A 21542-nucleotide genomic window follows, 5' to 3' on the forward strand; every position below is an offset into this window, starting at 1 on the left:
CCCCCACATCCGTCCCGCGAGTTCCGCCTCCGCGGACGTCGAGGCCGTGGGGCAAATTGAAGCGGTGAAGACGGTGTTGCGGGTGCTGACTCGGACCACGGGGCTGCGCCTGGCGGTGGTGGCGCGCGTGACGCCGGAGTCGTGGACGTGCTGCGCGGTGCTGGACGAGATGGACTTTGGCCTGCACACGGGAGACACGCTGGTCGTCTCCACCACGTTCTGCAACACCGTGCGGAACATGGCGGCGCCGCTGCTCGTCAACCACGCGAGCCAGGATCCCCGCTTCCAGAATCACCCCGCGCCGAAGATGTACGGCATCGAGAGCTACATCGCGGTGCCGTTGTACCGGCGCAACGGGGACTTCTTCGGCGTGATGTGCGCGCTGGACGCGAGGCCCGCGGACCTCACCGAGGACACGCTGGAGACCTTCCGCCACCTGGGTGACCTGGTGGGCCACCAGCTGGAGCAGGAGGAGGCGCTGAGCGAGCGCGACTCGCAGTTGCTGAGCGCTCGCGAGGCGTCGCTCCTGCGCGAGCAGCTGATGGGCATCGTCAGCCACGACCTGCGCAACCCGCTCAATGCCATCTCATTGTCGGCGGCGACGCTGATGCGCAGGACGGACCTGGACGACCGGGCCCGCCGGGGGCTGCGGCGCATCCTGGACTCGTCGGACCGGGCGAACCGGCTCATCCGCGACCTGCTGGACTTCACCCACGTGCGCACGGGCATGCCGCTGCCGGTGAAGCCCCAGGTCATGGACCTGCATGAAATCACCGAGCAGGTGGTGGACGAGGTGCGGCTCACCGCGCCGGGGCGCACGGTGGAGCTGACGTGCGGGGGCAACGGACGGGGGAAGTGGGATCCGGACCGCGTCGCGCAGGTGCTGACCAACCTGCTCACCAACGCCGTGCAGTACAGCGCGCCGGACGCGCACATCCGGGTGGAGGCACGCGGAGACGAGCGCGAGGTGGTGCTGGCGGTGACGAACGCGGGGACGCCCATCCCGCCCGCGCTGCTGCCCGTGCTCTTCGAGCCGATGACCCGGGGCACCACGGAGGGCAGCGAGCGCCGCAGCGTGGGCCTGGGGCTCTTCATCGTGAATCAAATCGTCCGCGCTCACGGCGGCGAGGTGGAGGTGGTGTCCACGCCGGAGACGGGCACCACGTTCCGGGTGCACCTGCCGCGCGGGTGTTGATCAGCCCGCGCCGGGAAGGGGCCGCTTGAGCACGACGAGCGCGAGCGTGGTGGCCAGCGTGCCCGCGACGAGTGCCAGCACATAGGGGCCCAGCGGCTGCACGGCGTTCGGGATGGCGAGCACGAAGACGCCGCCGTGGGGTGCGCGCAGCGTGCAGCCGAAGCCCATGGATACGGCGCCCGCGATGGCGGAGCCGAAAGCCATGGCCGGGATGACGCGCAGCGGGTCGCGGGCCGCGTAGGGGATGGCGCCCTCGGTGATGAAGGCGAGCCCCAGCACGGCGGCGGCCTTGCCGGCCTCGCGCTCCTGGAGGGTGAAGCGGCGCTTCGAGACCACCGTCGCGAGGGCGATGCCCAGGGGCGGCGTCATGCCCGCGACCATCACCGCGGCCATGGGGGTGAAGGTGTTGGAGCCGAGCAGGCCCACGCCAAAGGCATAGGCCGCCTTGTTGATGGGGCCGCCAGTGTCGACGGCCATCATCGCGCCCAGGAGCAGCCCCAGGAACACGGCGTTGGTGCCGGACAGGCCGTGGAGGAAGCGGGTGAGGGCGCCCATCAGCGCGGCCACGGGCGCGCCGATGACGTAGGTCATCAGCAGGCCGACGATGAGCGCGGACAGCAGCGGGAGGACGAGCACCGGCTTGAGGCCCTCCAGGTTCGAGGGCAGGCGGATGCGGTCGCGCAGCGTGCGCGTCACGTAGCCCGCCAGGAAGCCCGCGGCGATGCCGCCCAGGAACCCCGCGTTGAGCTGGTTCGCCAGCATGCCGCCGATGAAGCCCGGCGCGAGGCCAGGGCGGTCCGCGATGGAGTACGCGAGGTAGCCCGCGAGCGCGGGCACCATGAGCGCGAAGGCCGCGTCGCCAATGCCCTTCAGCGCGGCGGGCAGCGTGCCGGGTTCCTTGTACGCGTCGATGCCGAAGACGAAGGACAGCGCCAGCAGCAGGCCGCCCGCGACGACGAAGGGCAGCATGAACGACACGCCCGTGAGCAGGTGCTTGTACACGCCGGCCGGTTCGGCGCGGGTCGGGGGGGCGGGAGCGGCGGGCGAGGGGCTTGCCGGTCCAGGGAGCGCGAGGGCCTGTTCGACGATGCGGTCGGCCTGCTTGAGGGCTTCGCCCACGGAGGTCTGGAGCAGGCGCTTGCCGGAGAAGCGTTCGGTGGAGACGTGGGTGTCCGCGCCGATGATGACCGCGTCCGCCTGGGCGATCTCCTCCGAGGTCAGCGTGTTCTTCGCGCCCACGGAGCCCTGCGTCTCCACTCGGATGGCATAGCCCCTGGCGCGGGCGGCGCGCGTGAGGGCTTCGGCGGCCATGAAGGTGTGCGCGATGCCGGTGGGGCAGGCCGTCACCGCGACCAGCGTGCCCGCGGGCGTGGAGGACGGAGGCGTGCGCGTGGGCACGGCGGCATCCGCGCGGCGCGGTGCTTCGGTGGGGGCGAGGCCTTCCGTTGGGCCGGGTCTGCGCGAGGTTCCAGACTCGGGGCCTGCCCGGTGGGTGTCTGTGACCGGAGCGGTTGCTGGCTCGGAGGTCTTGCGGTGCAGCGTGGCGCGGGCCACGGCCTCGTCGATGATGCGCTCGGTGTCGCGGATGGCCGCCGCCGTGGAGGTGCGGACCAGCGGTCTGCCCTGGAAGCGCGACTCGTCCACGGTGATGTCCGTGGCGAGGATGACCGCGTCCGCTTGCGCGATGACGGACTCATCCAGGGGCGTGCGCACGCCTTCTGCCCCGTGCGATTCCACCGAGAGCTCGTGGCCCTTGAGGTCCGCCACGCGGCGCAGCGCCTCGGCCGCCATGAAGGTATGCGCGATGCCCGTGGGACAGGCGGTGACCGCCACCAGTTTCGCCATCGTTGTCGTGTCCTTGTCGTGCCGCTGTCTCTCAGGCGGAGCCCAGTGGGTGCATCCGCACCGCGCACACCAGCTCCGCCACGCGCTCCGGCGCCGGAGGCACCGGACCCACCTTCGCGAGCTTCCCCGCCGCGAAGGCCGTGCTCCTTCTCGCGCAGGTCTCCAGGTCGTGGCCGTCCAGCCGCGCCGCTAGCACTCCGGCCACCAGCGCGTCGCCAGCGCCTACGGTGCTCGCCACCTCCACGGGCGGTGGCAGGGCTCGCCACGCGCCGTCGTCCGATACGAACAACGCGCCGTCCGCTCCCAGCGACACCACCACCAGCCCGATGCCTCCTGCGTGCAGCTCTCGCGCGGCGCGCGCCACTTCGCCCGGGTTCCTCAGCGGACGCTCGACCAGCTCTCCCAACTCGTGCGCGTTCGGCTTCACGAAGTCCGGCTTCGCGGCCACCGCGTGGCGCAGCGGCTCTCCGCTCGTGTCCACCGCCACCAGCGCGCCCTTCGCTCGCAGGCGCTCCGTCAGCGTGGCGTAGATGTTCGCGGGAACTCCCGCTGGCACGCTGCCCGACAACACGAAGCAGCCGTTCTCCTCCGCGAGCGCATCCAGCGTCTCCAGCAGCGCGTCCAACGCCTCCTCCGGGACTCGCAGGCCCGGCAGGTTCAGGTCCGTCACCGCGCCGTTCGTGCGGTCCACGACCTTGATGTTCACGCGGCTGGAGCCCGGCAGCCGGAGGCAGCGATCCTGGATGCCTCGCTCGCGGAACAGCGCTTCGAACAGCGGCACCGTGTCCTCGCCCAGGAAGCCCGCCGCCGTCACGGGCCTGGTGCCTCCCGCGAGGAACGCCGCCACGTTGATGCCCTTGCCTCCTGGCGTGCGCGTCTCCGCCACCACGCGGTTCACCGCGCCCGTCGTGAACCCAGGGCACTCCAGCGTCTGGTCGATGGCCGCGTTCAACGTGACCGTCACCACGCCCGGCTTCGTCGGCCTCATGCCTTCGTTTCCTTTCGCGCCAGCAGGTCGCGCGCCAGACTCCGCACCTCGGCCGCGTTGCCGCACTCCAGGGCGCGCCGGGCCACCCCTTCCGCGTCCGCCATCGAGATGCCCCGCAGCAGCGCCTTCACCGCCGGGATGCTGGGGATGGCCACGCTCAACTCCGTGACGCCCAGGCCGGACAGCACCACCGCGCCCGACGGGTCGCCGGCGATGCCGCCGCACGCGCCCACCCAGATGCCCGCCCTCCTCGCCGCCTTCACCGTCAGGTCCACCATGCGCAGCACCGCCGGATGCAGGCCGTCCGCCTGGGACGCGAGCACCGGATGCTGCCGGTCCATCGCCAGCACGTACTGCGTCAGGTCGTTGGTCCCGATGGAGAAGAACGACACGTCCCGCGCCAGCCGGTCCGCCATCATCACCGCCGAGGGCACTTCAATCATGATGCCTGTCTCCACCGGATCCGCGCCGACCTCGCGGCGCACGGACTCGGTGATGGCGCGAGCCTTGGCCAGCTCCTCGGGCATCGCCACCATCGGATACATGATGCGGACCGGGCCCTCCTTCGACGCGCGCAGGATGGCGCGCAGCTGCGTGCGGAACAGGTCCTCCCGTTCGAAGCACAGCCGGATGCCGCGCACGCCGAGGAATGGGTTCTCCTCCGCCGGCAGCGACAGATAGGGCACGTGCTTGTCCCCGCCGATGTCCAGCGTGCGCAGGATGAGCGGCAGGCCGTTCAGCGCGTGCACCATGGTGCGGTACGCGTTGTACTGCTCCTCCTCGCCGGGCGGCTCATCGCGCTTGAGGAAGAGGAACTCCGTGCGCATCAGGCCCACGCCCTCGCCGCCCGCGTCCACGGCCTTGCGCGCCTCCATCGCCTCGCTGATGTTCGCGGCCACCTCCACGCGCTTGCCGTCGAGCGTGATGGCGGGCCGGTAGCGCTCCAGCTTCTCCTCCTCGCGCTTCGTGCGGATCCGCTCGCGCTGGTGCGCGGCCTTCTTCTGGTCCCGCTCCGACGGACCCACGACGAGCACGCCCGCGTCCCCGTCCAGGATGCAGTGCTGTCCATTGCGCAGGTCCATCACCGACGGCCCCACCGCCACCACCGCCGGCAGGTCCAACGAGCGCGCGATGATGGCCGTGTGCGACGTGGTGCCGCCGCCCGCCGTGCACAGGCCCAGCACCATGGCGGGATCCAGCTTAGCGGTGTCCGACGGCGCCAGGTCCTCCGCCAGCAGCACCACGGGGTGGTCCGGGAAGAGGGGCTCGGCCTCCAAGACCCTGGCCAGGGGCCGCAGCACGCGCAGGCCCACGTCCCGCAGGTCCGCGGCCCGAGCGGCCATCACGGGTTCATCCAACTCGGCCAGCCCCTCCGCGCGGTCCTCGAAGACGCGGCGCCAGGACGCGCCCGCGCTCAGGCCGGTGTCGATGAGGCCGTGCGACTCCGACAGCATCTCCGGGTCGTCCAGCAGCTCCAGGTGCGCCTTGAAGATGGCGGCCCGCTGCGCTCCGGCCTTCAGCATGAATCCATCGTGCAGCTGGCGCAGCTCCGCCGCGGCTCCGGCCATCGCCTCGTCCAACAACTGGTGTTCCCGCGCGGCATCGACCGCCCACTCGTCCACCTCCAGCCGCTGGCGCTGGAAGGCCCAGACCGGTCCGGCCGCGATACCCGGTGACGCGGACAGGCCCGCGACCAGCGTGCCCTCGTAGTCGAGCACGACGGTGGGCAGCGGCGACGCCGTGGGCGAGGCGGGGGCGCCTTCGCCCAGGCTCGCGTCGAAGGCATCGCGCAGCGCGAGGAGCACCGCGGCCGCGTCGTCCCCCGCCGCGGTGAGCGTCAGCGTCGTGCCGCCCACGGCCCCCAGGCGCAGGAGTGACAGGAGGCTGCGGGCGTTCGCCTGCCGCCCCTCGTGATGGACGGTGACGTCCGCGCGGAAGCGGCGCACCACCTCCACCAGCACGGTGGCGGGACGCGCGTGCAGGCCGTACGGCGAAGGGGACAGGACCTGGAGCGAATGGCCGCCGGGCACGGGAGCGGCGGGGAGCTCCAGGTCCGGCTCCTGCTCCATGACGGGGCCGTTGAGCGCCTCGACGATGACCGCGATGTCCAGGGTGGAGGCCAGGGCCTGGGAGCGGGCTTCGTCGCCCAGCACGCCGGTGAGGTTGGCGAGCACCTGGAGGTGTTCATCGGACTTCGCCGCGATGCCCACCACGAGGCGCGCATGGTCGTCCTGGCTCCAGGCGACCCCGGCGGGGAACTGCACCACGACGACGCCCGTTTGCAGCACCAGGTCGCGCGCCTCCGGCAGCCCATGCGGAATGGCGATGCCGTGCCCGAGGAACGTGGCGGACACCTGCTCGCGCTTGAGCATGCTGTCGACGTAGCCGGGCGAGATGAAGCCGGACTCCACCATCACCTGTCCGACCAGGCGGATGGCCTCCGCCTTGTTCACGGCGGACCATCCCAGGCGGACCTGCGATGGCGTCAGCATCAACATCGGGGCTCCTTGCTTCGGGTGCGCAGGCGCTTCACGCGGGGAATGACGGTGCATCCTGCCCGGTGTCCGCCCCTGCCCGCGCGGGCTTACCGAGTCCCGTCTTCCGGGTAACAGCTCACAGAGAGGAAGACCTCCCGCCCGCGACATGACGGACAGGCGACGTCCGGCGTCCGCGTGCGTGACGGCCCGCATGGGGGTGTTAAAGGGGAAGCCGTCATGTCTGACAGCATCCTGGACTTCTACGAAGGGCTGGCCGAGGAGTACCACCTGCTCTTCGCGGACTGGGAGCAGTCGGTGGACCGGCAGGGCGCGGTGCTGGACGCGTTGCTGCGCCGCTCAGGCGCGCCGCCGCCGCGCCGGGTGCTGGACTGCGCGTGCGGCATCGGCACGCAGGCGCTGGGGCTGGCGGCGCGAGGCTACTCGGTGCACGCCACGGACCTGAGCCCTTCCGCGGTGGCGCGCGCGGAGCGGGAAGCCCGCGCCATGCACGTGAGCCTCACCACCGGCGTGGCGGACATGCGGATGCTGGACTGGCAGGTGCCGGGCACCTTCCACGTGGTGATGTCGTGCGACAACGCGATGGCGCACCTCCTGGAGGACTCCGACCTGGACGACGCCGCGCACGCGATGGCGTCGCGCCTGGTGCCCGGGGGCCTGCTGGTGGCGAGCCTGCGTGACCACTCCGCGCTGCTGGAGAAGCGTCCGCGCTTCACCGCCGAGCGCGTGCTGGACACCCCGCTGGGCCGCCGCGTGCTCTTCCAGGTCTGGGATTGGGCGGTGGATGAAAGGCAGTACACGGTGCGCCAGTTCATCCTGCGCCAGGAGTCCGGCATCTGGCACACCACCGAGCACACCGGTGTCTACCGCCTGCTGCAACCCGTGGAGCTGGAGCAGGCCCTCACGAAGGCGGGGCTGGTGGATCCGCGCTGGTACACGCCGCAGGAGACGGGCTTCAACCAGCCGCTCATCACCGCGCGGAAGCCCTGAGCGCGGACTGGAAGTGCCGAATCACGCGCTCCCACTGCCGCGCGGTGACGAGCGGATCCGTCACCCGGTGCGTGGCCCCGCTGAGCGGCAGGACGTCGTGGTCCTTGCCCGCGCGCAGCAGCGCGTCCGACAGCTTGAGCGTGTGGAAGAAGAGGACGTTGTCGTCCGCCGTGCCGTGCACCAGCAGCAGCCTGGCGATGGGCCGGTCCTCCCGGATGTACGTGAGCAGCGAGCCCTTCGCGTAGGCGTCGGGGTGTTCCTGGGGCAGCCCCAGGTAGCGCTCGGTGTAGTGCGTGTCGTAGTCGCGCTCGTCCGCGGTCGCGGCCCCGGCCACGGCGGCCTTGAAGACGTCGGGCCGGTGGAGCGCCGCGAGCGCGGCCAGGTCCCCGCCGAAGCTCCAGCCCTCGATGCCCACGCGGTCCAGGTCCAGCTCGGGGACCTCCGCGGCGAGCGCCCGGAGCGCGGACACCTGATCCTCCAGCGTGATGCCATAGACGTCGTACTTCAGGGCTCGCTCCCAGGCGCGGCCCCGCAGGGGCGTCCCGTGTCCGTCGAACTTCACGACCAGGTAGCCCTGGTCGGCGATCCACTGCGAGAGGAGGTTCTGCGCCAGGGACTGGTGGACGACGGTGACCGTGGGCCCTCCGTACACCTGGACGATGACGGGCAGCTTCACGCCGGGCTTGAAGTCGCGGGGCTTCACGAGCGCGGACCAGAAGCGCTCCGCGCCGACCTGCCGCACGTCGAGCTGGAGGCGCGTGGGGGGCTCCAGCGCCACGGACGGGAGCTGGCCCACCCGGGTTCCATCCGCCTGGAGCAGGTGGACCTGTCTCATGCGTTCGGGGCCTTCCGTGGAGACGGCGACGAGCGCTCCGTCCGTGGAGACGGCGGCGCTCTCCAGCGCGGGGCCCGCCGACGCCTGCGTGACGCGTGAGGCCTTTCCGTCCGAGGTCATCCGGTACAGGTAGCGCTCGGTGGGGTTGGGGCCTCCGAGGAAGTAGAGCGTGCGGGTCCGCCCCACGAGGTGCACGAGGTGCCGGAAGCCCGCCTCGGGGCCCACCCAGGAGCGCGCGAGGCCGCCGTCCGGGTGGCGCAGCTCGACCTCGGGCGCGCCGTTGCGTTCGGTGAGCCAGAGGAAGCCGGAGCCGTCCTCCAGCCAGGAGGGGAAGCGCTGATCCAGGTTGAGCCACGCGTCATCCCGCTCCACCAGCAGGGTGCGCGTGGCGCCCGTGCGCGGGTCCACCGCGAGCAGGCATTCCTCCGTCTGCGCGCGGTTCTGCACGAGCACCGTCAGGGGGGCCTTCGCGGGCCAGCGCACGGTCGCGAGGTAGGGGTAGCGCTCCGCGTCCCACTTCGCCCAGACCGTCTTGTTCCCAGGGAGGGACGCGATGCCCAGCCGGACCTTCGCGTTCGCCCGGCCCGCGCGCGGGAAGGGGAACGCGTCCGCGGGCTGCTCGGGGTGCATCACGTCCACGACGGAGAGCTTCTCGACCTCGCGTGTGTCCACTTCGGTGAAGGCGATGGCCTTCGCGTCAGGGCTCCACCAGAAGCCGGACATGCGGCCCATCTCCTCCTGGGCGACGAACTCCGCCAGCCCGTGCGACACGTCCGCCGTGCCGCCGCGTGTGACGGCGTGCTCGGTGCGGGTCCGGAGGTCGATGCGGTACACGTCGTTGCCGCGCACGTAGGCCACCTGCTGGCCGTCCAGGGAGAGCTGCGCGTCGAAGGCGCCGGGACCCGTGGGCAGTTCGGAGACCCTTCCGGTGGCGCGCTCCACGACGTAGAGCCTGCCGGACAGGGGGAGCAGCAGCTTCGTGCCGTCCTCGGAGAGGGCGTAGGTGGTGAAGCCTCGCGTCGTGGTGCGCGTCCGTTCGCGGCGGGCCTTCTCCTGGGCGGTCAGCGTCTCCTCCGCGCCCTGGAGGAGGCGCTCCGGCGTGAGCCATTCGCGCGTCTGGCCGGTGGCCACGTCGAACGAGAACAGCGTCATCACGCTGGAGGTGGGCGGGCTGCGAAGGAAGAAGACCGTCCGCGCGTCCGGCGTGATGCGCAGCGACGTGGGGCGGCCGTTGTTGAACTGTCGCGTCTGGGCGTACTGGAGCAGGAAGGGATCCGGGGGCAGGGCGGAGGCCGTGACACCCAGCAGGGCCAGGACGAGGCTCAGCACGCGCATGACGCCTCCGGAGCGCTCCGGGACGCCAGCGCTTCGCACCACCAGGACTCCAGCTCCGCGCGCATGAGGGGCGCCGCGTGACGGCGTACGGTGTCCGCGACCTTCCACCACACGCGTGCCTTGTGGCTCCCGATGCGCAGCACTTCCATCAGGCGCTGGGGATCCGTCCCCGTCGCCAGGGGGCCGGGGAGCCACGCGGGCTGCTCCGGTGACGCTGGCGCCATGCGCAGGGAGACCGCGAATTGGAAGCCGTGCGACAGCGGTGCGCGCAGCGGGCCCACCCAGAGGAGCGCGAGCAGGAGCTGGAGGGCCAGGAGCCAGCCCAGCCCTTCCCGGAAGAACGACGGGATCGGCTTCGACTCCCGGGAGCGAGCTTCGGAACGTCCGTCAGGGCTCCCCTGTCCACGCAGCGGTCTGTCCATGGCACCCCTCCTGACGACAGTTGTAGTCAGGAGCGATATGTCACGACTACAGTTGTAGTCAAGAGGGCTGTGTCGGGCTCAGGCGCGCTTCGCGTCCGCGGGGGCGTTGGGGTGGCGCGCGAGCATCATGCGCAGCTGGGGCTGACGGCGGACCAGCTCCTGCTTGAGCAGGTGCGCGATGAGCGCGGGCGGCGCGGCGCTCCAGCGCGCGATGTTCTGCACCAGCATGGGCGAGCGGTACGTGCGGCCACACAAGAGCGACGTCGTCTTGCCGTCCACCGGCATGCCCACGAGCGCGCCCAGGGCCCGGCCTTCCGTGTTGAGGATGAGCTCCACCTTCTCCTCGGAGGGGCCGGTGGAGAAGCGCTGGCGCAGCAGTTCGCGCGCGGTGCGGCGGGTCTGCTCCGGCACGTCGCGGTCCACCGTGAGCTTGTGGTGTTCCATCAAGCGGCGCATCGCCCACAGGCGGCGGAAGAGGGCCACCGGCAGCTGCGGATTGCGCACGAGGAAGCGGCGCACGCCCGTGTCCGAGGCGAACGCGGCCCGGGCCACCAGTGCCTCCAGGCCCACGGGGTTGCGGTGGTGCCTCGCGATGAGCCTCGCGTGCGCAAGGCCCACGCGTGAATTCTCCAGCACGGCCTTGATGACGGCGGGCACCGGGTCGAAGCACAGCGCGGACAGCTCCGGATCCTCCGCCCCATGCGCGAGCGCCACCCGCTGGTCTTCCGGCAGCGCATGCAGCCGCGTCTCGAAGAGCTTGCGGTAGTCCCCCAGCACGGCTTCGGGCACGTCGTCCGCGGGACCGGCTTCGTCGTCCGAACCGTTCGAGCCGTCCGAGGCCTCCGCTTCCGGCAAGGGCTCCAGGTCGCTCGCGTCCACCGATGGAGCCCGAGGCTCTTCCGCACGCGTGACGGCAGGCGGGCTCACCGGCTGCCGCACCGTGTTCACGGCGCCCGCGGCCTCCGTGCCCGGCAGCAGCGCGCCCTGTGACACCAGCCTCGCGAGGATGTCCCGCAGCTTTTCCGGCGGGAACCCCGTCAGCGCGGGCAGGTCCTTCTCGCGCGTGTGGCCGTCCAGCCGCGACAGCACGAAGCCCTCCTCCGCGTTCAGCGGAAGCCGCCGCAGGTCCACCGCCGGGTTCAGCTTGGGCGTCCAGTCACTCATGCGCGCCCCCGAGTCTTTCACGACACGCGCGGTTCGCGCCTCCCCGGCGTCCACGCCGTTCGCGCCGGATTGTTCCCGGTCCGGCTGAAAACGACGGGGCGCGTCGAGGACCGCCTGGCTGCCCTCCTGCCCTCGGTCCCTCTCTGGGGTGCCGAGCGCCCGGGGCCAATCCGTGTCGCCGTCGGCACGAAGAGGGCCCGCATGGGTTGACGGGAGGCAGGCAGCTGGACACAACTTCACCTCATGTCCGACCGCATCCAGACCTATGGCGAGTTCTGGCCGTTCTATCTGCGTGAGCACGCGCATGCGTCGACACGCTGGCTGCACTTCGTCGGCACCGGCCTGGGCGTGGGCCTGGGCGTCACCGCCGCTGTCACCGGGCGCGGTGCGCTGATTCCCGCCGCCCTGGTGTGCGCCTACGGCTTCGCGTGGGCCAGCCACTTCAAGATCGAGCACAACCGTCCCGCGACCTTCAAGTACCCGCTCTGGTCGTTCATCTCCGACTTCCGCATGGCCGCGCTGATGATCACCGGCCAGCTGGGGCCGCACCTGGAGCGCGCCAACTCCGGCGCGCCGGTCGCCGCCACCCTGGCGCCGGCCCCCGTCGAAAGCCGCTGACGCTCGACGCTCCGGAGTCCGCTACCTCGGCGGTGGCGGACCGAAGCGGCCCGCGCGGTAGCCTTCGAAGGACCTCTGGATGTCCGCCTTCGTGTCCCCGATGAACGGCCCGTGGCTCACCAGCGGGTCCCGCTGCGGCTGGCCCGCGTACAGCAGCACGCGCGCCCGCGTCTTCCCGGCGATGCGGACCGTGCTGTCGCCACCGGACACCGGCCGGTCCAGCCAGCCCACCTGCCCGGGCTTCAGCGCCTGGCGGTCCGGCCCCACCGCGACCTCTCCCTCCAGCACGTAGAAGAAGCCGTTGTACGACGCGGGCAGGTCCTGCGCGATGGACGCGCCCGGCTCCAGCTGGAGCTCCGCCAGCGTGACGGGCACGTAGTTCTTCGTCGCCGACCGCACCGGCCCCGACGTGCCGCTGTACAGCCGCACCTCCACGCCCGGCTCACGCCGCACCGGCAGCTCCGCGTACGCAAGGTCCTGGTAGCCCGCGGGCACCCAGCGCTGCGCCTTGGGCAGGGTGAGCCAGAGCTGGAGGATGCGCGCCTGGCTCATGCCGCCCTCCAGCCCCTCGCCGTGGATGACGCCACTGCCGGCCGTCATCCACTGCACGTCGCCTTCGCCCAGCCTGCCGCTGTCGTGGGTCATCCCGCCCTTCACCACGAGGGTCACCGTCTCGAAGCCCGCGTGCGGATGTGGCCCGCCAATCGGCTCGCCGTCGATGCGGTCGTCCATCAACAGGATGAACGGATCCGACCGCGCGTAGTCCTCCGGCGAGATGACCGGCACCACCGTGTGCGCCGGGCCGAACTGCCCCTGCACGGGCGCGGGCAGGTCGATGATCCGCTCCAGCCGGCGCTCCACTGCATCCACTCGTTGCGTGCTCATGACGGTTCCCTTTCCGCGCTCAGGTCAGCGCCGGATAGCTCGTGAAGCCCTGCTCCTCGCCCTGGAAGAAGGTCGCGGCGTCCGGCGTGTTGAGCGGGGCGGACCGGCGGAAGCGCTCCGGCAGGTCCGGGTTGGCGAGGAACGGCACGCCGTAGGCCACGAGGTCCGCCTCGCCGCGCGCGATGACCGCCTCACCCGCCTGCGCGTCGTAGCCGCCGTTGGCGATGATGGCGCCCGGGAAGGCCTTGCGGATCAACGGGGTGATGCGCTGCTCGGCGCTCACTGCGGCGGGGCCCGTGACGGGCTCGGTCACGTGCAGGTAGCCCAGGCCCAGCCTGCCCAGCTCGCGGGCCATGTACGTGAAGGTCTCGGCGGGCGTGGAGTCATGCATGCCGGTGTACGGGAAGTTCTGCGGGAAGAGCCGGTAGCCCACGCGGTCCGCGCCCAGGACCTCCGCCACCGCGCGCGCGGCCTCCAGCGGGAAGCGCGCCCGGTTCTCGATGCTGCCGCCGTACGCGTCCGTGCGGTGGTTGGAGCCGTCCCGCAGGAACTGATCCAACAGGTAGCCGTTGCTGCCGTGCAGCTCCGCGCCGTCGAAGCCTGCCTCCTTCGCGTTGCGAGCGGCCTGCCAGAACTGTTCGACGACGCCGGGAAGCTCATGCGTCTCCAGGGCCCGGGGCGTCACCGCGCGCTTCTTGCCCTGGAACGTGAAGACCTCCTGCTCCACCGCGATCGCGGAGGGCGCCACCGGCAGCGCGCCGCCATGGAAGTCCGGGTGCGAGACGCGCCCCACGTGCCAGAGCTGCGCGAAGATGACGCCGCCCGCCGCGTGCACCGCGTCCGTCACCTTCTTCCAACCCGCCACCTGCTCCGGCGAGTGGATGCCCGGCGTGCGGATGTATCCGACGCCCTGGGGGCTGACCTGGGTGCCTTCGGTGACGATGAGGCCCGCGGAGGCCCGCTGCGCGTAATAGGTCACGGCCAGGGGGTTGGGGACGTTGCCGTCGGCCAGCGCCCGGCTGCGGGTCATGGGGGCCATCACCAGCCGGTTCTTCAGTTCGAGCCGGCCCAGACGGAAGGGGGAGAGGAGCTGGAGGGTATTTGCCATGGCCGGTAAATGCTCCAGGCGCTATGGACGTGCCATGGCATCCAGTCCAAACAAATTGACCGATCGTCCAGAACCGCCGGAGTGCAAGGGCGCGGACGTCTTGGCGGACGTGCTGGACACCCTGCGCCTGTCCACCCGGATGCACGGCCGCTTCGAGCTGTGTGCCCCCTGGGGGCTCCAGTTCGCCACGAGCCCGGGCGCGCACATCGTGCTCATCGCGCGGGGCGAGGCCCGGCTGGAGGTGGAGGGCATGCCGGAGGCCCTGGTGCTGTCGGCGGGGGACCTGGCCGTGCTGCCGCATGGGGGAGGGCACACGCTGCGCGACGCGGAGGACAGCCCCGTCCACGTGCTGGAGCCGGGCGCCTGCGCGCGTTCGCATGGCGCGGGGCCCATCAAGATGGGTGGTGACGGAGCGCGGACGGCGTTGGTCGCGGCGTCGTTCCAGCTGGGCGCCGCGCCGCGCACGCTGCTCTTCAAGGAGCTTCCGCGCGTCATCCACCTGGCCGCGGACGACGCGGTGACGGCGCCCTCGCTGGCGTCGACGGTGCAGCTGCTGCTGGTGGAGAGCGCGTCGTCCCAGCCGGGCGCCAGCGTCATCATGAGCCGGCTCGCGGACATCCTGCTCGTGCAGGCCCTGCGCGCGCACATCATGACGAAGGGGTCGTGCCAGGAGGCCGGGATGCGGGCGCTGGCGGATCCGCAGATTGGCAAGGCGCTCGCGCTCATCCACGAGCGCCCCGAGGAGCCCTGGACCGTGGAGAGCCTCGCGTCCTCCGTGGCCTTGTCGCGGTCCGGTTTCGCCGCGCGCTTCAGCGAGCTCGTGGGAGAGCCACCGCTGGAGTACCTGGCGGGATGGCGGATGATCAAGGCCGCCCAGATGCTGCGCGAAAGCGAGCTGCCCCTGAGCGAGGTCGCTCCGGCCATCGGCTACCAGAGCGAGGCGTCCTTCAACCGGGCCTTCAAGCGCTGGGACGGGACCGCTCCCGGCGCGTACCGGCGCAGCCACCGCCGGGCGTGAGCCGGTAGCCAGAGAGCCGTTGACCCATTCGCCACGGAATCACGATTCATGCGGATGCGTGCGGGGGCAATGACGCTGTCCGCTCTCCTTGTGCCCCGTCATGCGTGTTTGTTCATGGCGCTTGATGGGGGACCTCAAGCCGGGGGCCTTCCTCCGGAGACGAGGTGCCCCAACGCGTCCGACAGTCGAACGGGTTTCCCAAGGCCGCCTCGGCTACGTCCCTTTCGGTGCAGTCTCCACTGAGCTCGCAGGCCGCGAGCCCTGGAGTGGCCGGAGCCGGTGGTTGCCCGCTGCTCGGCTCCGCGGGGAGGGCCGCCGCATGAGGGCGGAGTGCAACCCCGAGCGTCGAGGGGTCCTCAGCGGCTGGCGCGAGGCGGCCAAGGCCATGCTCCTCCTCTCCAGGATGCGCCTCCGACGCAGCGTCCTGCTCTGCGGCAGAAGCGAGGCAGTCGAATCCGTGCTCTTCCTTCACCGCCTCGTCCTGCCCAGGGGCTGACACGGGAGCGCTGAGGAGGCCCTCCGGGACGTGGGGGGCCTCAAGAGAGGAAGGCCCTTGGGGGGCAGGGGCGAAGGCGTCCAGCACGCGCTCATCGCACGCCTTCATCAGCACCGGCAGCTCGTGTTGCAGCGTCCGCGCGTCGCGCTCGTGCAGGGCCCCCATCGCGCAGCTGACCCACTGGCGCAGCGACTCACCGCCCATGAAGGGCAGCAGCCTGGCGGCAGCGACACCTCGCGAGGCCCGCTGCAGGGACTGAATGAGGAGCGCGTGCCCTGGACGGGAAGCCGCCTGGGCCGCAAGCCGTAGCAACTCGAACTCCACCTGCTCGCACCGAGCACCCGACTCCCAGCGCGCCGCGTCCCAAAGCTTGAAGCAGGTGTCCGCCAACCGGTGCAGGTCCAGGTCCGAAGCCCTCGCGCAGCAGTCGGTCAGCAACTCCACCAGCACCTGCCGCTTGAGGCTGAAGTAGCCCTCCAGAAGCGACCGGGCTTCCGACGAGCGAGCGTCATGCAGCGCCAGGCCCAGGTTCTCCAGCGTCAGCGACTCATCCAGCGCCACCGCGCGCGTCTTGCGCCCGGGACGCTGTACCACCAGGCCGCGCGCCGCCAACCGCCGCATCGCCTCGCGGATGGTGCCCCGGCACACGTCGAAGGAACGCGCCAGCTTCGCTTCCGAGCCGAACTGCCCACATGGCGGCAGCCTCCCCAGCGCGATATCGCGCTCGAGTTCCGCCTCCACGTACGCCACGAGACCTCCCCGTCCCATTCCCATCCCCCTTCTCGTCCCAGCGTCGCCATCCAACCACAGGGGTCTGACATGGACGCGAGGGCCCTCCGTGCTCATCGGCTGCCGAAGGAGGGCGCCCTCCGGCCCCGGGCGGGAAAAACCTGTCCGACTGTCGGACAGGTTTTGAGGGAACCGCGCCCGGGCGGGCGCCACTGTCCGTGGCCCCGCCTTGCCGTCCGTGCATGCCCCCCGTCGCGGCCCATTGCGGCGCTTCGCGAAGCGCGCGTCCTTGCGAAGAACTTCGAGTCGCCGGACGTGTTCATGGACCTCCGGCGACCTGCATAGGACTCAGCCTTCTTCCTTGGGCGGCGGGCCGCGGAAGGCCTCCAGCTTCTTCGCGGCCTCCAGCTTCACGGCCTTGCCGTCCTGCGCGGAGCGGTAGAGCGCTTCGATGATGCGCACGTCCGCCAGGCCTTCTTCGCCCGGCGTGTGCGGGACGACGTTCTCCTGCACGCAGCGCGAGAAGTGGTCCATCTCCCGCGCGAACTGACTGGGCTGGCTGAAGCCGCGCTCCACCGTGTCATCCGCCTTGGGGAAGCTCTTGGACTTCATGCCGACCCGCAGGCGCAGCCCGTTGTAGGAGAAGCCCGGGTCCATGGCCGCCCAGCCATCCGTGCCCATCAGCCGCAGGTCCTTCGTCTCGTGCGTGCTGTAGCTGCTGGTGCAGTGCGCCTGGAAGCCGGAGGGGAAGCTCAGGTGGAAGGCGAAGGACTCCTCCACCTCCTTGAAGCGCGGGTCGTTGGGCGTGCTGTAGCTGAAGCCCTGCACCTCCGTGGGCTCCTCGCCGCTGAAGTAGCGCGCGGCGGAGAGGCAGTAGATGCCCACGTCCGGCAGCGCGCCGCCGCCCGCCAGTGACTTCTTGTGGCGCCACTGGTTGGGCTCGCCCTGGTTCTGGCCGTTGTTCGCGGTGAAGAGCTTGAGCGTGCCCAGTTCCTTGTTGCGAGCCATCTGGATGACCGCGCGGTGATGCGGTTCGTACTGGAGCCGGTATGCGATGCCCAGCTTGCGGTCCGCCTTCTTGCACGCGTCGATCATCTGCTGGCACTCGGCCGGTGTGTTGGCCATGGGCTTCTCGCAGAAGATGTGCTTGCCGGCCTGCGCCGCGCGCACGGTGAACTCGGCGTGCATGCTGTTGGGCAGGACGATGTAGACGGCCTGCACCTCCGGGTTGTCCTTGAGCTGATCAAACGACGTGTAGTCGTAGAGCCCCTTGTCCGAGACGCCGTACTGCTTCGCGATGGCCTGCGCCTTGGCGCGGTCGCCGCTCACCAGTGCCACCAATTTGCTTCGCTTGGACTGTCCGAACGCGGGGAGGATTTCCTCCAGTGACAGGTGGCCCAGGCCGACCACGGCCCAGCCCACGCGCTCGGACTCCGGCTGCGGGTTGGGAGGGCCGGGGCGCTCGCGTTCGGTCTTGGCGAAGGTGCCGGGCAGCTTCACCTGCGGCGAGGACGGCGGGGCCGCGGCGGCGAGCACCGGAGGCATCCACGCGCCGGCGGTGAGAAGCCCTCCCGTCGCGCCCAGCACGCGCCTGCGGGTCCACAGCCGGGATGCGTCGTCCACCATGTGCGGGCCTCCTCCTGCCTCGCGTCACGCCGCGAGGAACGAAGAGAGGCGCATCGCACGCGGTGACTCCACGGGGCGGGGGAAGCGCGGTCCGCGTGTGCTGTCAGACAGGGGGGAGGGGAGGAGCGTTGAGAAGCATGCGGGGCCCGTGTCCGGAAGACACCGGGCCCCGCCGCTCAACCCGAACGCGGACTCAGGCGCTGACGCCCACGCCGATGGGGCAGCTCCTGGCTGAAGGTTGAGCTGGCCGACATGCTTGGATGCATGGAACTACGCCCTTGTCGAGCGGATGGGACGTCGGTGAGCACGTGCTGCTCAATAAGCAGTGTTGCTGGCGTCAGTTCTCCTCGAAGACCGGGTCCTGCTCCGTCGGAACCATGGTGAGTTCCTGCTTTGCGACAGGAGTGGGTTGCTCGTCGTTGCTCCTGACAATTCCGATGACCTGCGCAGCGAAATGGATGCGGTCCGTCTTTCGGATTTGGATCAGGCCGCGGTCGCCCCAGCTTGTTTCGGGATTGTCCGCGGAGATGTCGCCTCGCCAGGTTCCGTCCGAGAGTACGGAGATACGGACCCGCTTCATGGTGTAGGACTTCTGATCGATGTAGTCGTTATGTGCGAGGACGTAGATGCCATCGTTCTCAATCACACTTGGCAATGCGGAGTTCGCTTGGGCATCTGGTTCCTGCAAGGACTCCAGGGTAACCCCCTGGAGGATCTTGAGGGCCACGATGTCGTTATGCTGGAGGGTGTCCGCCATCGACTGGCCTGTCACGATCGCGAATGCATCAATCCTTGTACCGTCGATGGACTGAGTGAACGTGTCCTGGTCGGGACGAGGGGCAAAGCTCGGGCCTGCCGCGACGCGGAAGATCTGATCCACCCGCCGTGCTGATTGGATGACGTCGTGGGGAACCTCAAGTTCCTTGAGCCTGTTCCGGAGGTTACGACGCCTGGTCCGATTGACTTGTGGAGGCGCGGCGTCCGCTGTGGCGGGCGCGACGGACTCCGGTCGCAACTCCGAAAGGGGCTGACCCAATGCGAACTCGAAGAACTTGAGGAGGCGCTCATTGCATTCAGAGGCCTCGTCGATTCGCTTGGTGACGGTCCACGGCTTGTCGGTCCGCCAGGTCTCGTCGAAGATGAACTTCTCGAAGTTCGGCTCGTGGGTGAGGCTGGAGTCGCCTCCCTTCAGTAACTCTTCGATCTGTGCGTTCGCCGAGTCGGCCTGGTCTCCTTCGTCCAGGTCGTAGATGACGCGGTAGTGGATGTCGAAGGCGTTGAGGACCTTCTGAAACGCGGGGATGGTCCATTTGCCACGGCAGTTGATGATCGTGGTGGCACGTCTTGCCAGGAGGTACTTGGACCCGCTGAGTTCACCGGACTCGCAAAGCTTCCTGGCGACGGCATCGATTGCCGCGAGTTCGCAGTCGCCCTCGACCAGGCAGACCTTCTCCGAGAAGAAGGCTTCATTCACGGCGGGATCGAAGTTGAGCAACATCCTGAGCCGTGCGCGCTGCACCTTGTCGGTGGCGGACTGGTCGAAGACGTCCGCTGTGCGTTGATGAGCCTCGGGATGCCCATCCTTCTTCCTCAGGATGACGATGCCATCGTGGCGGTCCGCGAGGTCGAGGAAGACGGGCGAGTGCGTCGTGCAGAGGACCTGCCCGATACCACTCTGCGCAATCTTCAGCAGGGTGTCCCGCATCCTCCGGCACATGCCGGGATGCAGGTAGATCTCTGGCTCTTCAATCAGGAACAACATGTGCTGGTGCTCACGCGAAGCGCTTTGCCTGTTCTGCTCCACATACATCTGGAGCAAAGCAAGGACGATGGAGCGCTGTGCGCCGTGGCCCTGGTTGTCCGGGCGAGTGGACAGGGCTCCATCCAACACCCTGAACTCGGTGCTGCTCGCGAGGTCCGAGGTCACATCCGGGGTGGTGAACTTGAGCTCCGCACGGATGTTGATGAGTTCCTTGAACTTCTCCGTCAGCTTCTCCTCCATGGAGGCCACGATCCGGTGCTTGCCCTCGGTCGCGAAAAGCTCCTGAAGTTCATTCGCCGCTGACTTGAACCGGATGACGCATTCGTGACTCGCCAACTGCTGGTTGAACAGGGCATTGACGATCCCTCGGATGGCTGATTGCTTGGCTCCCACGTCCGTCTCCTCGCTGGTCTTGCGAAGCGCGGGGACATAGATGACGCGGGGAAGGGCAGCTTCGAGGGCAGTCGTGATACTGCCTGGATACAGCATCCACGCCTCGTTGCTTTCCGTAAGCAGTGGCGATTGGAGTTCGCGTGCTGCCTTGATGAGATGCTCATACGTGAGCTTGGAGAAGCTGATCTCCTTGGATGCATGCTCGATGAGGGACTTCCATCGCTCATCCGTAGTCCCTAGCTGCCTGAGATTTTTCTTCGATGACCAGCCCGTGAGTTGGTGATCCGGTGGACGGTCGGGGTTGTACGACCAGTTCTCCGCCGTGCTGTTGGGCGTCTTCCAGACGCGCTTCAGCCGGTAGCGCTGCTGGGTACCTTCGAAGAAGGTGTTGTTCTTGAGGGCGTCAAGCTCCCGGTCACTGTCGGTCAGTTGGTCGAATTCCAACTCGACTTCGATTGGCCCGTTGCTGGAATCGTTGCCCGGAAACCGCTCCTGGGATGCCTTCATGCTGGCGGTGCATGCCAGTTGGATTGCCTCCAGGATGGAGGACTTCCCCGCGTTGTTCTCTCCAACGATGGAAAGGAAATCCGCGGAGCCTTGTCGCTGCTCTTCCTTTTGAGGAATTCGCAGCTCGATCGACTTGATGGACTTGTAGTTCCGGATGGTGACTCGGTCCAACCTCATGGGCGCCCTCCCTCGCATCGCGAAGCGCCTGGGCGCGTTCGCGGAAGCGGGCTTCGAGGACGGTTCCTGTCCGAGAACCCGCTGGCGATGTCGGAGGTTGCCTTCGTCCCCTGGACGCGGCCATACCCATTGAGAGGGATTGCGGAGCGAAGGCTTGCGACCCAGCGGGGCCCGTGTCCGGAAGACACCGGGCCCCGCCGCTCAACCCACGCTCGAACTCAGGCGCTGACGCCCACGCCGATGGGGCAGCTCACGCCGGTGCCACCCACGCCGCAGTAGCCGCCCGGGTTCTTCTGCAGGTACTGCTGGTGGTAGTCCTCGGCGTAATAGAAGGCCGGCGCCGGGAGGAGCTCCGTCGTGATGTCGCCCAGGCCCTTCGCGTTGAGCGCGCCCTGGAACGTCTGGCGCGTCTCCTCCGCGGTGCGCTTCTGCGCGTCGTTCGCGTAGTAGATGCCGGAGCGGTACTGGGTGCCCGCGTCGTTGCCCTGGCGCATGCCCTGCGTCGGGTCGTGGTTCTCCCAGAAGACCTTCAGCAGCTGCGCGTACGAGACCTTCTTCGGGTCGTACACCACGCGCACGACCTCGTTGTGGCCGGTGAGCCCCGAGCACACCTCTTCGTACGTCGGGTTCGGCGTCAGCCCGCCCGCGTAGCCCACCGCGGTGGAGTACACGCCCGGCACCTGCCAGAACTTGCGCTCGACCCCCCAGAAGCAGCCCATGCCGAAGACGGCTGTTTCAAAGCCCTCCGGCACCGGACCCTTCAGCGGGGTGCCCAGCACGGTGTGCTTCTGCGGAACCGGCATCTCCTGCGGACGGCCCGGCAGCGCCTCCTGGGGAGTGGGGAGCCTCAACTTCTTCGGGGACGTGAAGAACATGCTCTAGCTTTAGCCCCGGGCCTCCCGATTTTCACGCCCGGCGAACGGCCGCCCCCCTGCCCTCCGTCCCACCAGGAAC

Annotated in this window: 16 protein-coding genes; 4 read left to right on the top strand and 12 right to left on the bottom strand. The window is 69.6% G+C overall.

Translation table 11 applies throughout. The features are described from left to right. Positions 1–1195 (top strand): GAF domain-containing sensor histidine kinase (locus tag D7X32_RS32745; RefSeq protein WP_216618970.1); only part of this gene is annotated, 1195 nt, incomplete at its 5' end. On the opposite strand, the gene D7X32_RS32750 is transcribed toward D7X32_RS32745, so the two are convergent. Genes D7X32_RS32750 through ptsP form a run of 3 tightly spaced genes read right to left on the bottom strand, consistent with a single transcriptional unit; the run spans position 1196 to position 6520 of the window. Next, the gene (locus D7X32_RS32750; RefSeq protein ID WP_120606502.1) at positions 1196–3040 is read right to left on the bottom strand and encodes a PTS fructose-like transporter subunit IIB; all 1845 of its coding nucleotides are present in this window, start codon (positions 3038–3040) and stop codon (positions 1196–1198) included. It abuts the gene before it with no gap. Between the two features lie 31 nt (positions 3041–3071). After that, positions 3072–4028, bottom strand: coding sequence for a 1-phosphofructokinase (gene pfkB / locus D7X32_RS32755; protein ID WP_120606503.1), 957 nt, complete (start codon positions 4026–4028; stop codon positions 3072–3074). Continuing rightward, complete coding sequence (ptsP, locus tag D7X32_RS32760; RefSeq protein ID WP_244239310.1) at positions 4025–6520, bottom strand: phosphoenolpyruvate--protein phosphotransferase; 2496 nt, start codon at positions 6518–6520, stop codon at positions 4025–4027. Before ptsP ends, pfkB begins: the two co-directional genes overlap by 4 nt. Before the next feature lie 222 nt (positions 6521–6742). On the opposite strand from ptsP, the gene D7X32_RS32765 reads away from it, so the two are divergent. Beyond that, on the top strand, positions 6743–7513 hold the full coding sequence (locus D7X32_RS32765) for a class I SAM-dependent methyltransferase (RefSeq protein WP_120606505.1): 771 nt from the start codon (positions 6743–6745) through the stop codon (positions 7511–7513). On the opposite strand, the gene D7X32_RS32770 is transcribed toward D7X32_RS32765, so the two are convergent. From D7X32_RS32770 to D7X32_RS32780, 3 genes are all read right to left on the bottom strand, one after another. Next, positions 7494–9683, bottom strand: a complete 2190-nt coding sequence (locus D7X32_RS32770) for a S9 family peptidase (protein ID WP_120606506.1) — start codon at positions 9681–9683, stop codon at positions 7494–7496. The genes D7X32_RS32765 and D7X32_RS32770 overlap by 20 nt on opposite strands. Beyond that, positions 9671–10105, bottom strand: a complete 435-nt coding sequence (locus D7X32_RS32775; RefSeq protein WP_120606507.1) for a hypothetical protein — start codon at positions 10103–10105, stop codon at positions 9671–9673. The genes D7X32_RS32770 and D7X32_RS32775 overlap by 13 nt, the downstream gene beginning before the upstream one ends. A gap of 78 nt (positions 10106–10183) precedes the next feature. Beyond that, positions 10184–11269, bottom strand: coding sequence for a hypothetical protein (locus D7X32_RS32780; RefSeq protein WP_171448962.1), 1086 nt, complete (start codon positions 11267–11269; stop codon positions 10184–10186). 243 nt (positions 11270–11512) lie between these two features. On the opposite strand from D7X32_RS32780, the gene D7X32_RS32785 reads away from it, so the two are divergent. After that, on the top strand, positions 11513–11887 hold the full coding sequence (locus D7X32_RS32785; RefSeq protein WP_120606509.1) for an Mpo1-like protein: 375 nt from the start codon (positions 11513–11515) through the stop codon (positions 11885–11887). A 21-nt stretch (positions 11888–11908) separates the two neighbouring features. Here D7X32_RS32785 and D7X32_RS32790 read toward each other — a convergent pair whose 3' ends face one another. Next, positions 11909–12772, bottom strand: coding sequence for a pirin family protein (locus D7X32_RS32790; RefSeq protein WP_120606510.1), 864 nt, complete (start codon positions 12770–12772; stop codon positions 11909–11911). A 19-nt stretch (positions 12773–12791) separates the two neighbouring features. After that, positions 12792–13880, bottom strand: coding sequence for an alkene reductase (locus D7X32_RS32795; protein ID WP_120606511.1), 1089 nt, complete (start codon positions 13878–13880; stop codon positions 12792–12794). A gap of 55 nt (positions 13881–13935) precedes the next feature. Between D7X32_RS32795 and D7X32_RS32800 the strand changes: the two genes are divergently transcribed. Then, the gene (locus D7X32_RS32800) at positions 13936–14898 is read left to right on the top strand and encodes an AraC family transcriptional regulator (RefSeq protein ID WP_244239311.1); all 963 of its coding nucleotides are present in this window, start codon (positions 13936–13938) and stop codon (positions 14896–14898) included. A 112-nt stretch (positions 14899–15010) separates the two neighbouring features. Here the strand turns inward: D7X32_RS32800 and D7X32_RS32805 are convergent, their stop codons facing one another. From D7X32_RS32805 to msrA, 4 genes are all read right to left on the bottom strand, one after another. Further along, entirely contained in the window at positions 15011–16162 is a 1152-nt protein-coding gene (locus D7X32_RS32805; protein ID WP_439329031.1) for a FadR/GntR family transcriptional regulator, read from the bottom strand. Between the two features lie 309 nt (positions 16163–16471). After that, positions 16472–17749: a Gfo/Idh/MocA family protein gene (locus D7X32_RS32810; RefSeq protein ID WP_120606514.1), complete on the bottom strand. Its 1278-nt coding sequence runs from the start codon at positions 17747–17749 to the stop codon at positions 16472–16474. A gap of 337 nt (positions 17750–18086) precedes the next feature. Further along, positions 18087–20588, bottom strand: coding sequence for an AAA family ATPase (locus D7X32_RS32815; RefSeq protein ID WP_120606515.1), 2502 nt, complete (start codon positions 20586–20588; stop codon positions 18087–18089). A gap of 218 nt (positions 20589–20806) precedes the next feature. After that, positions 20807–21463 (bottom strand): peptide-methionine (S)-S-oxide reductase MsrA, encoded by a 657-nt coding sequence (gene msrA / locus D7X32_RS32820; protein WP_120606516.1) that lies wholly within the window; start codon positions 21461–21463, stop codon positions 20807–20809. Positions 21464–21542: the final 79 nt, after the last annotated feature.

It is taken from the genome of Corallococcus carmarthensis, from assembly GCF_003611695.1.
In the GTDB taxonomy this organism is placed as follows: Bacteria; Myxococcota; Myxococcia; order Myxococcales; family Myxococcaceae; genus Corallococcus; species Corallococcus carmarthensis.

What these genes read in the sequence shown, in the direction of transcription:
- D7X32_RS32750 (WP_120606502.1), bottom strand. Translation starts at nt 3,040, where the DNA reads ATGGCGAAACTGGTGGCGGTCACCGCCTGTCCCACGGGCATCGCGCAT.
- pfkB (WP_120606503.1), bottom strand. Translation starts at nt 4,028, where the DNA reads ATGAGGCCGACGAAGCCGGGCGTGGTGACGGTCACGTTGAACGCGGCC.
- ptsP (WP_244239310.1), bottom strand. Translation starts at nt 6,520, where the DNA reads ATGCTGACGCCATCGCAGGTCCGCCTGGGATGGTCCGCCGTGAACAAG.
- D7X32_RS32765 (WP_120606505.1), top strand. Translation starts at nt 6,743, where the DNA reads ATGTCTGACAGCATCCTGGACTTCTACGAAGGGCTGGCCGAGGAGTAC.
- D7X32_RS32770 (WP_120606506.1), bottom strand. Translation starts at nt 9,683, where the DNA reads ATGCGCGTGCTGAGCCTCGTCCTGGCCCTGCTGGGTGTCACGGCCTCC.
- D7X32_RS32775 (WP_120606507.1), bottom strand. Translation starts at nt 10,105, where the DNA reads ATGGACAGACCGCTGCGTGGACAGGGGAGCCCTGACGGACGTTCCGAA.
- D7X32_RS32780 (WP_171448962.1), bottom strand. Translation starts at nt 11,269, where the DNA reads ATGAGTGACTGGACGCCCAAGCTGAACCCGGCGGTGGACCTGCGGCGG.
- D7X32_RS32785 (WP_120606509.1), top strand. Translation starts at nt 11,513, where the DNA reads ATGTCCGACCGCATCCAGACCTATGGCGAGTTCTGGCCGTTCTATCTG.
- D7X32_RS32790 (WP_120606510.1), bottom strand. Translation starts at nt 12,772, where the DNA reads ATGAGCACGCAACGAGTGGATGCAGTGGAGCGCCGGCTGGAGCGGATC.
- D7X32_RS32795 (WP_120606511.1), bottom strand. Translation starts at nt 13,880, where the DNA reads ATGGCAAATACCCTCCAGCTCCTCTCCCCCTTCCGTCTGGGCCGGCTC.
- D7X32_RS32805 (WP_439329031.1), bottom strand. Translation starts at nt 16,162, where the DNA reads ATGGGACGGGGAGGTCTCGTGGCGTACGTGGAGGCGGAACTCGAGCGC.
- D7X32_RS32810 (WP_120606514.1), bottom strand. Translation starts at nt 17,749, where the DNA reads ATGGTGGACGACGCATCCCGGCTGTGGACCCGCAGGCGCGTGCTGGGC.
- D7X32_RS32815 (WP_120606515.1), bottom strand. Translation starts at nt 20,588, where the DNA reads ATGAGGTTGGACCGAGTCACCATCCGGAACTACAAGTCCATCAAGTCG.
- msrA (WP_120606516.1), bottom strand. Translation starts at nt 21,463, where the DNA reads ATGTTCTTCACGTCCCCGAAGAAGTTGAGGCTCCCCACTCCCCAGGAG.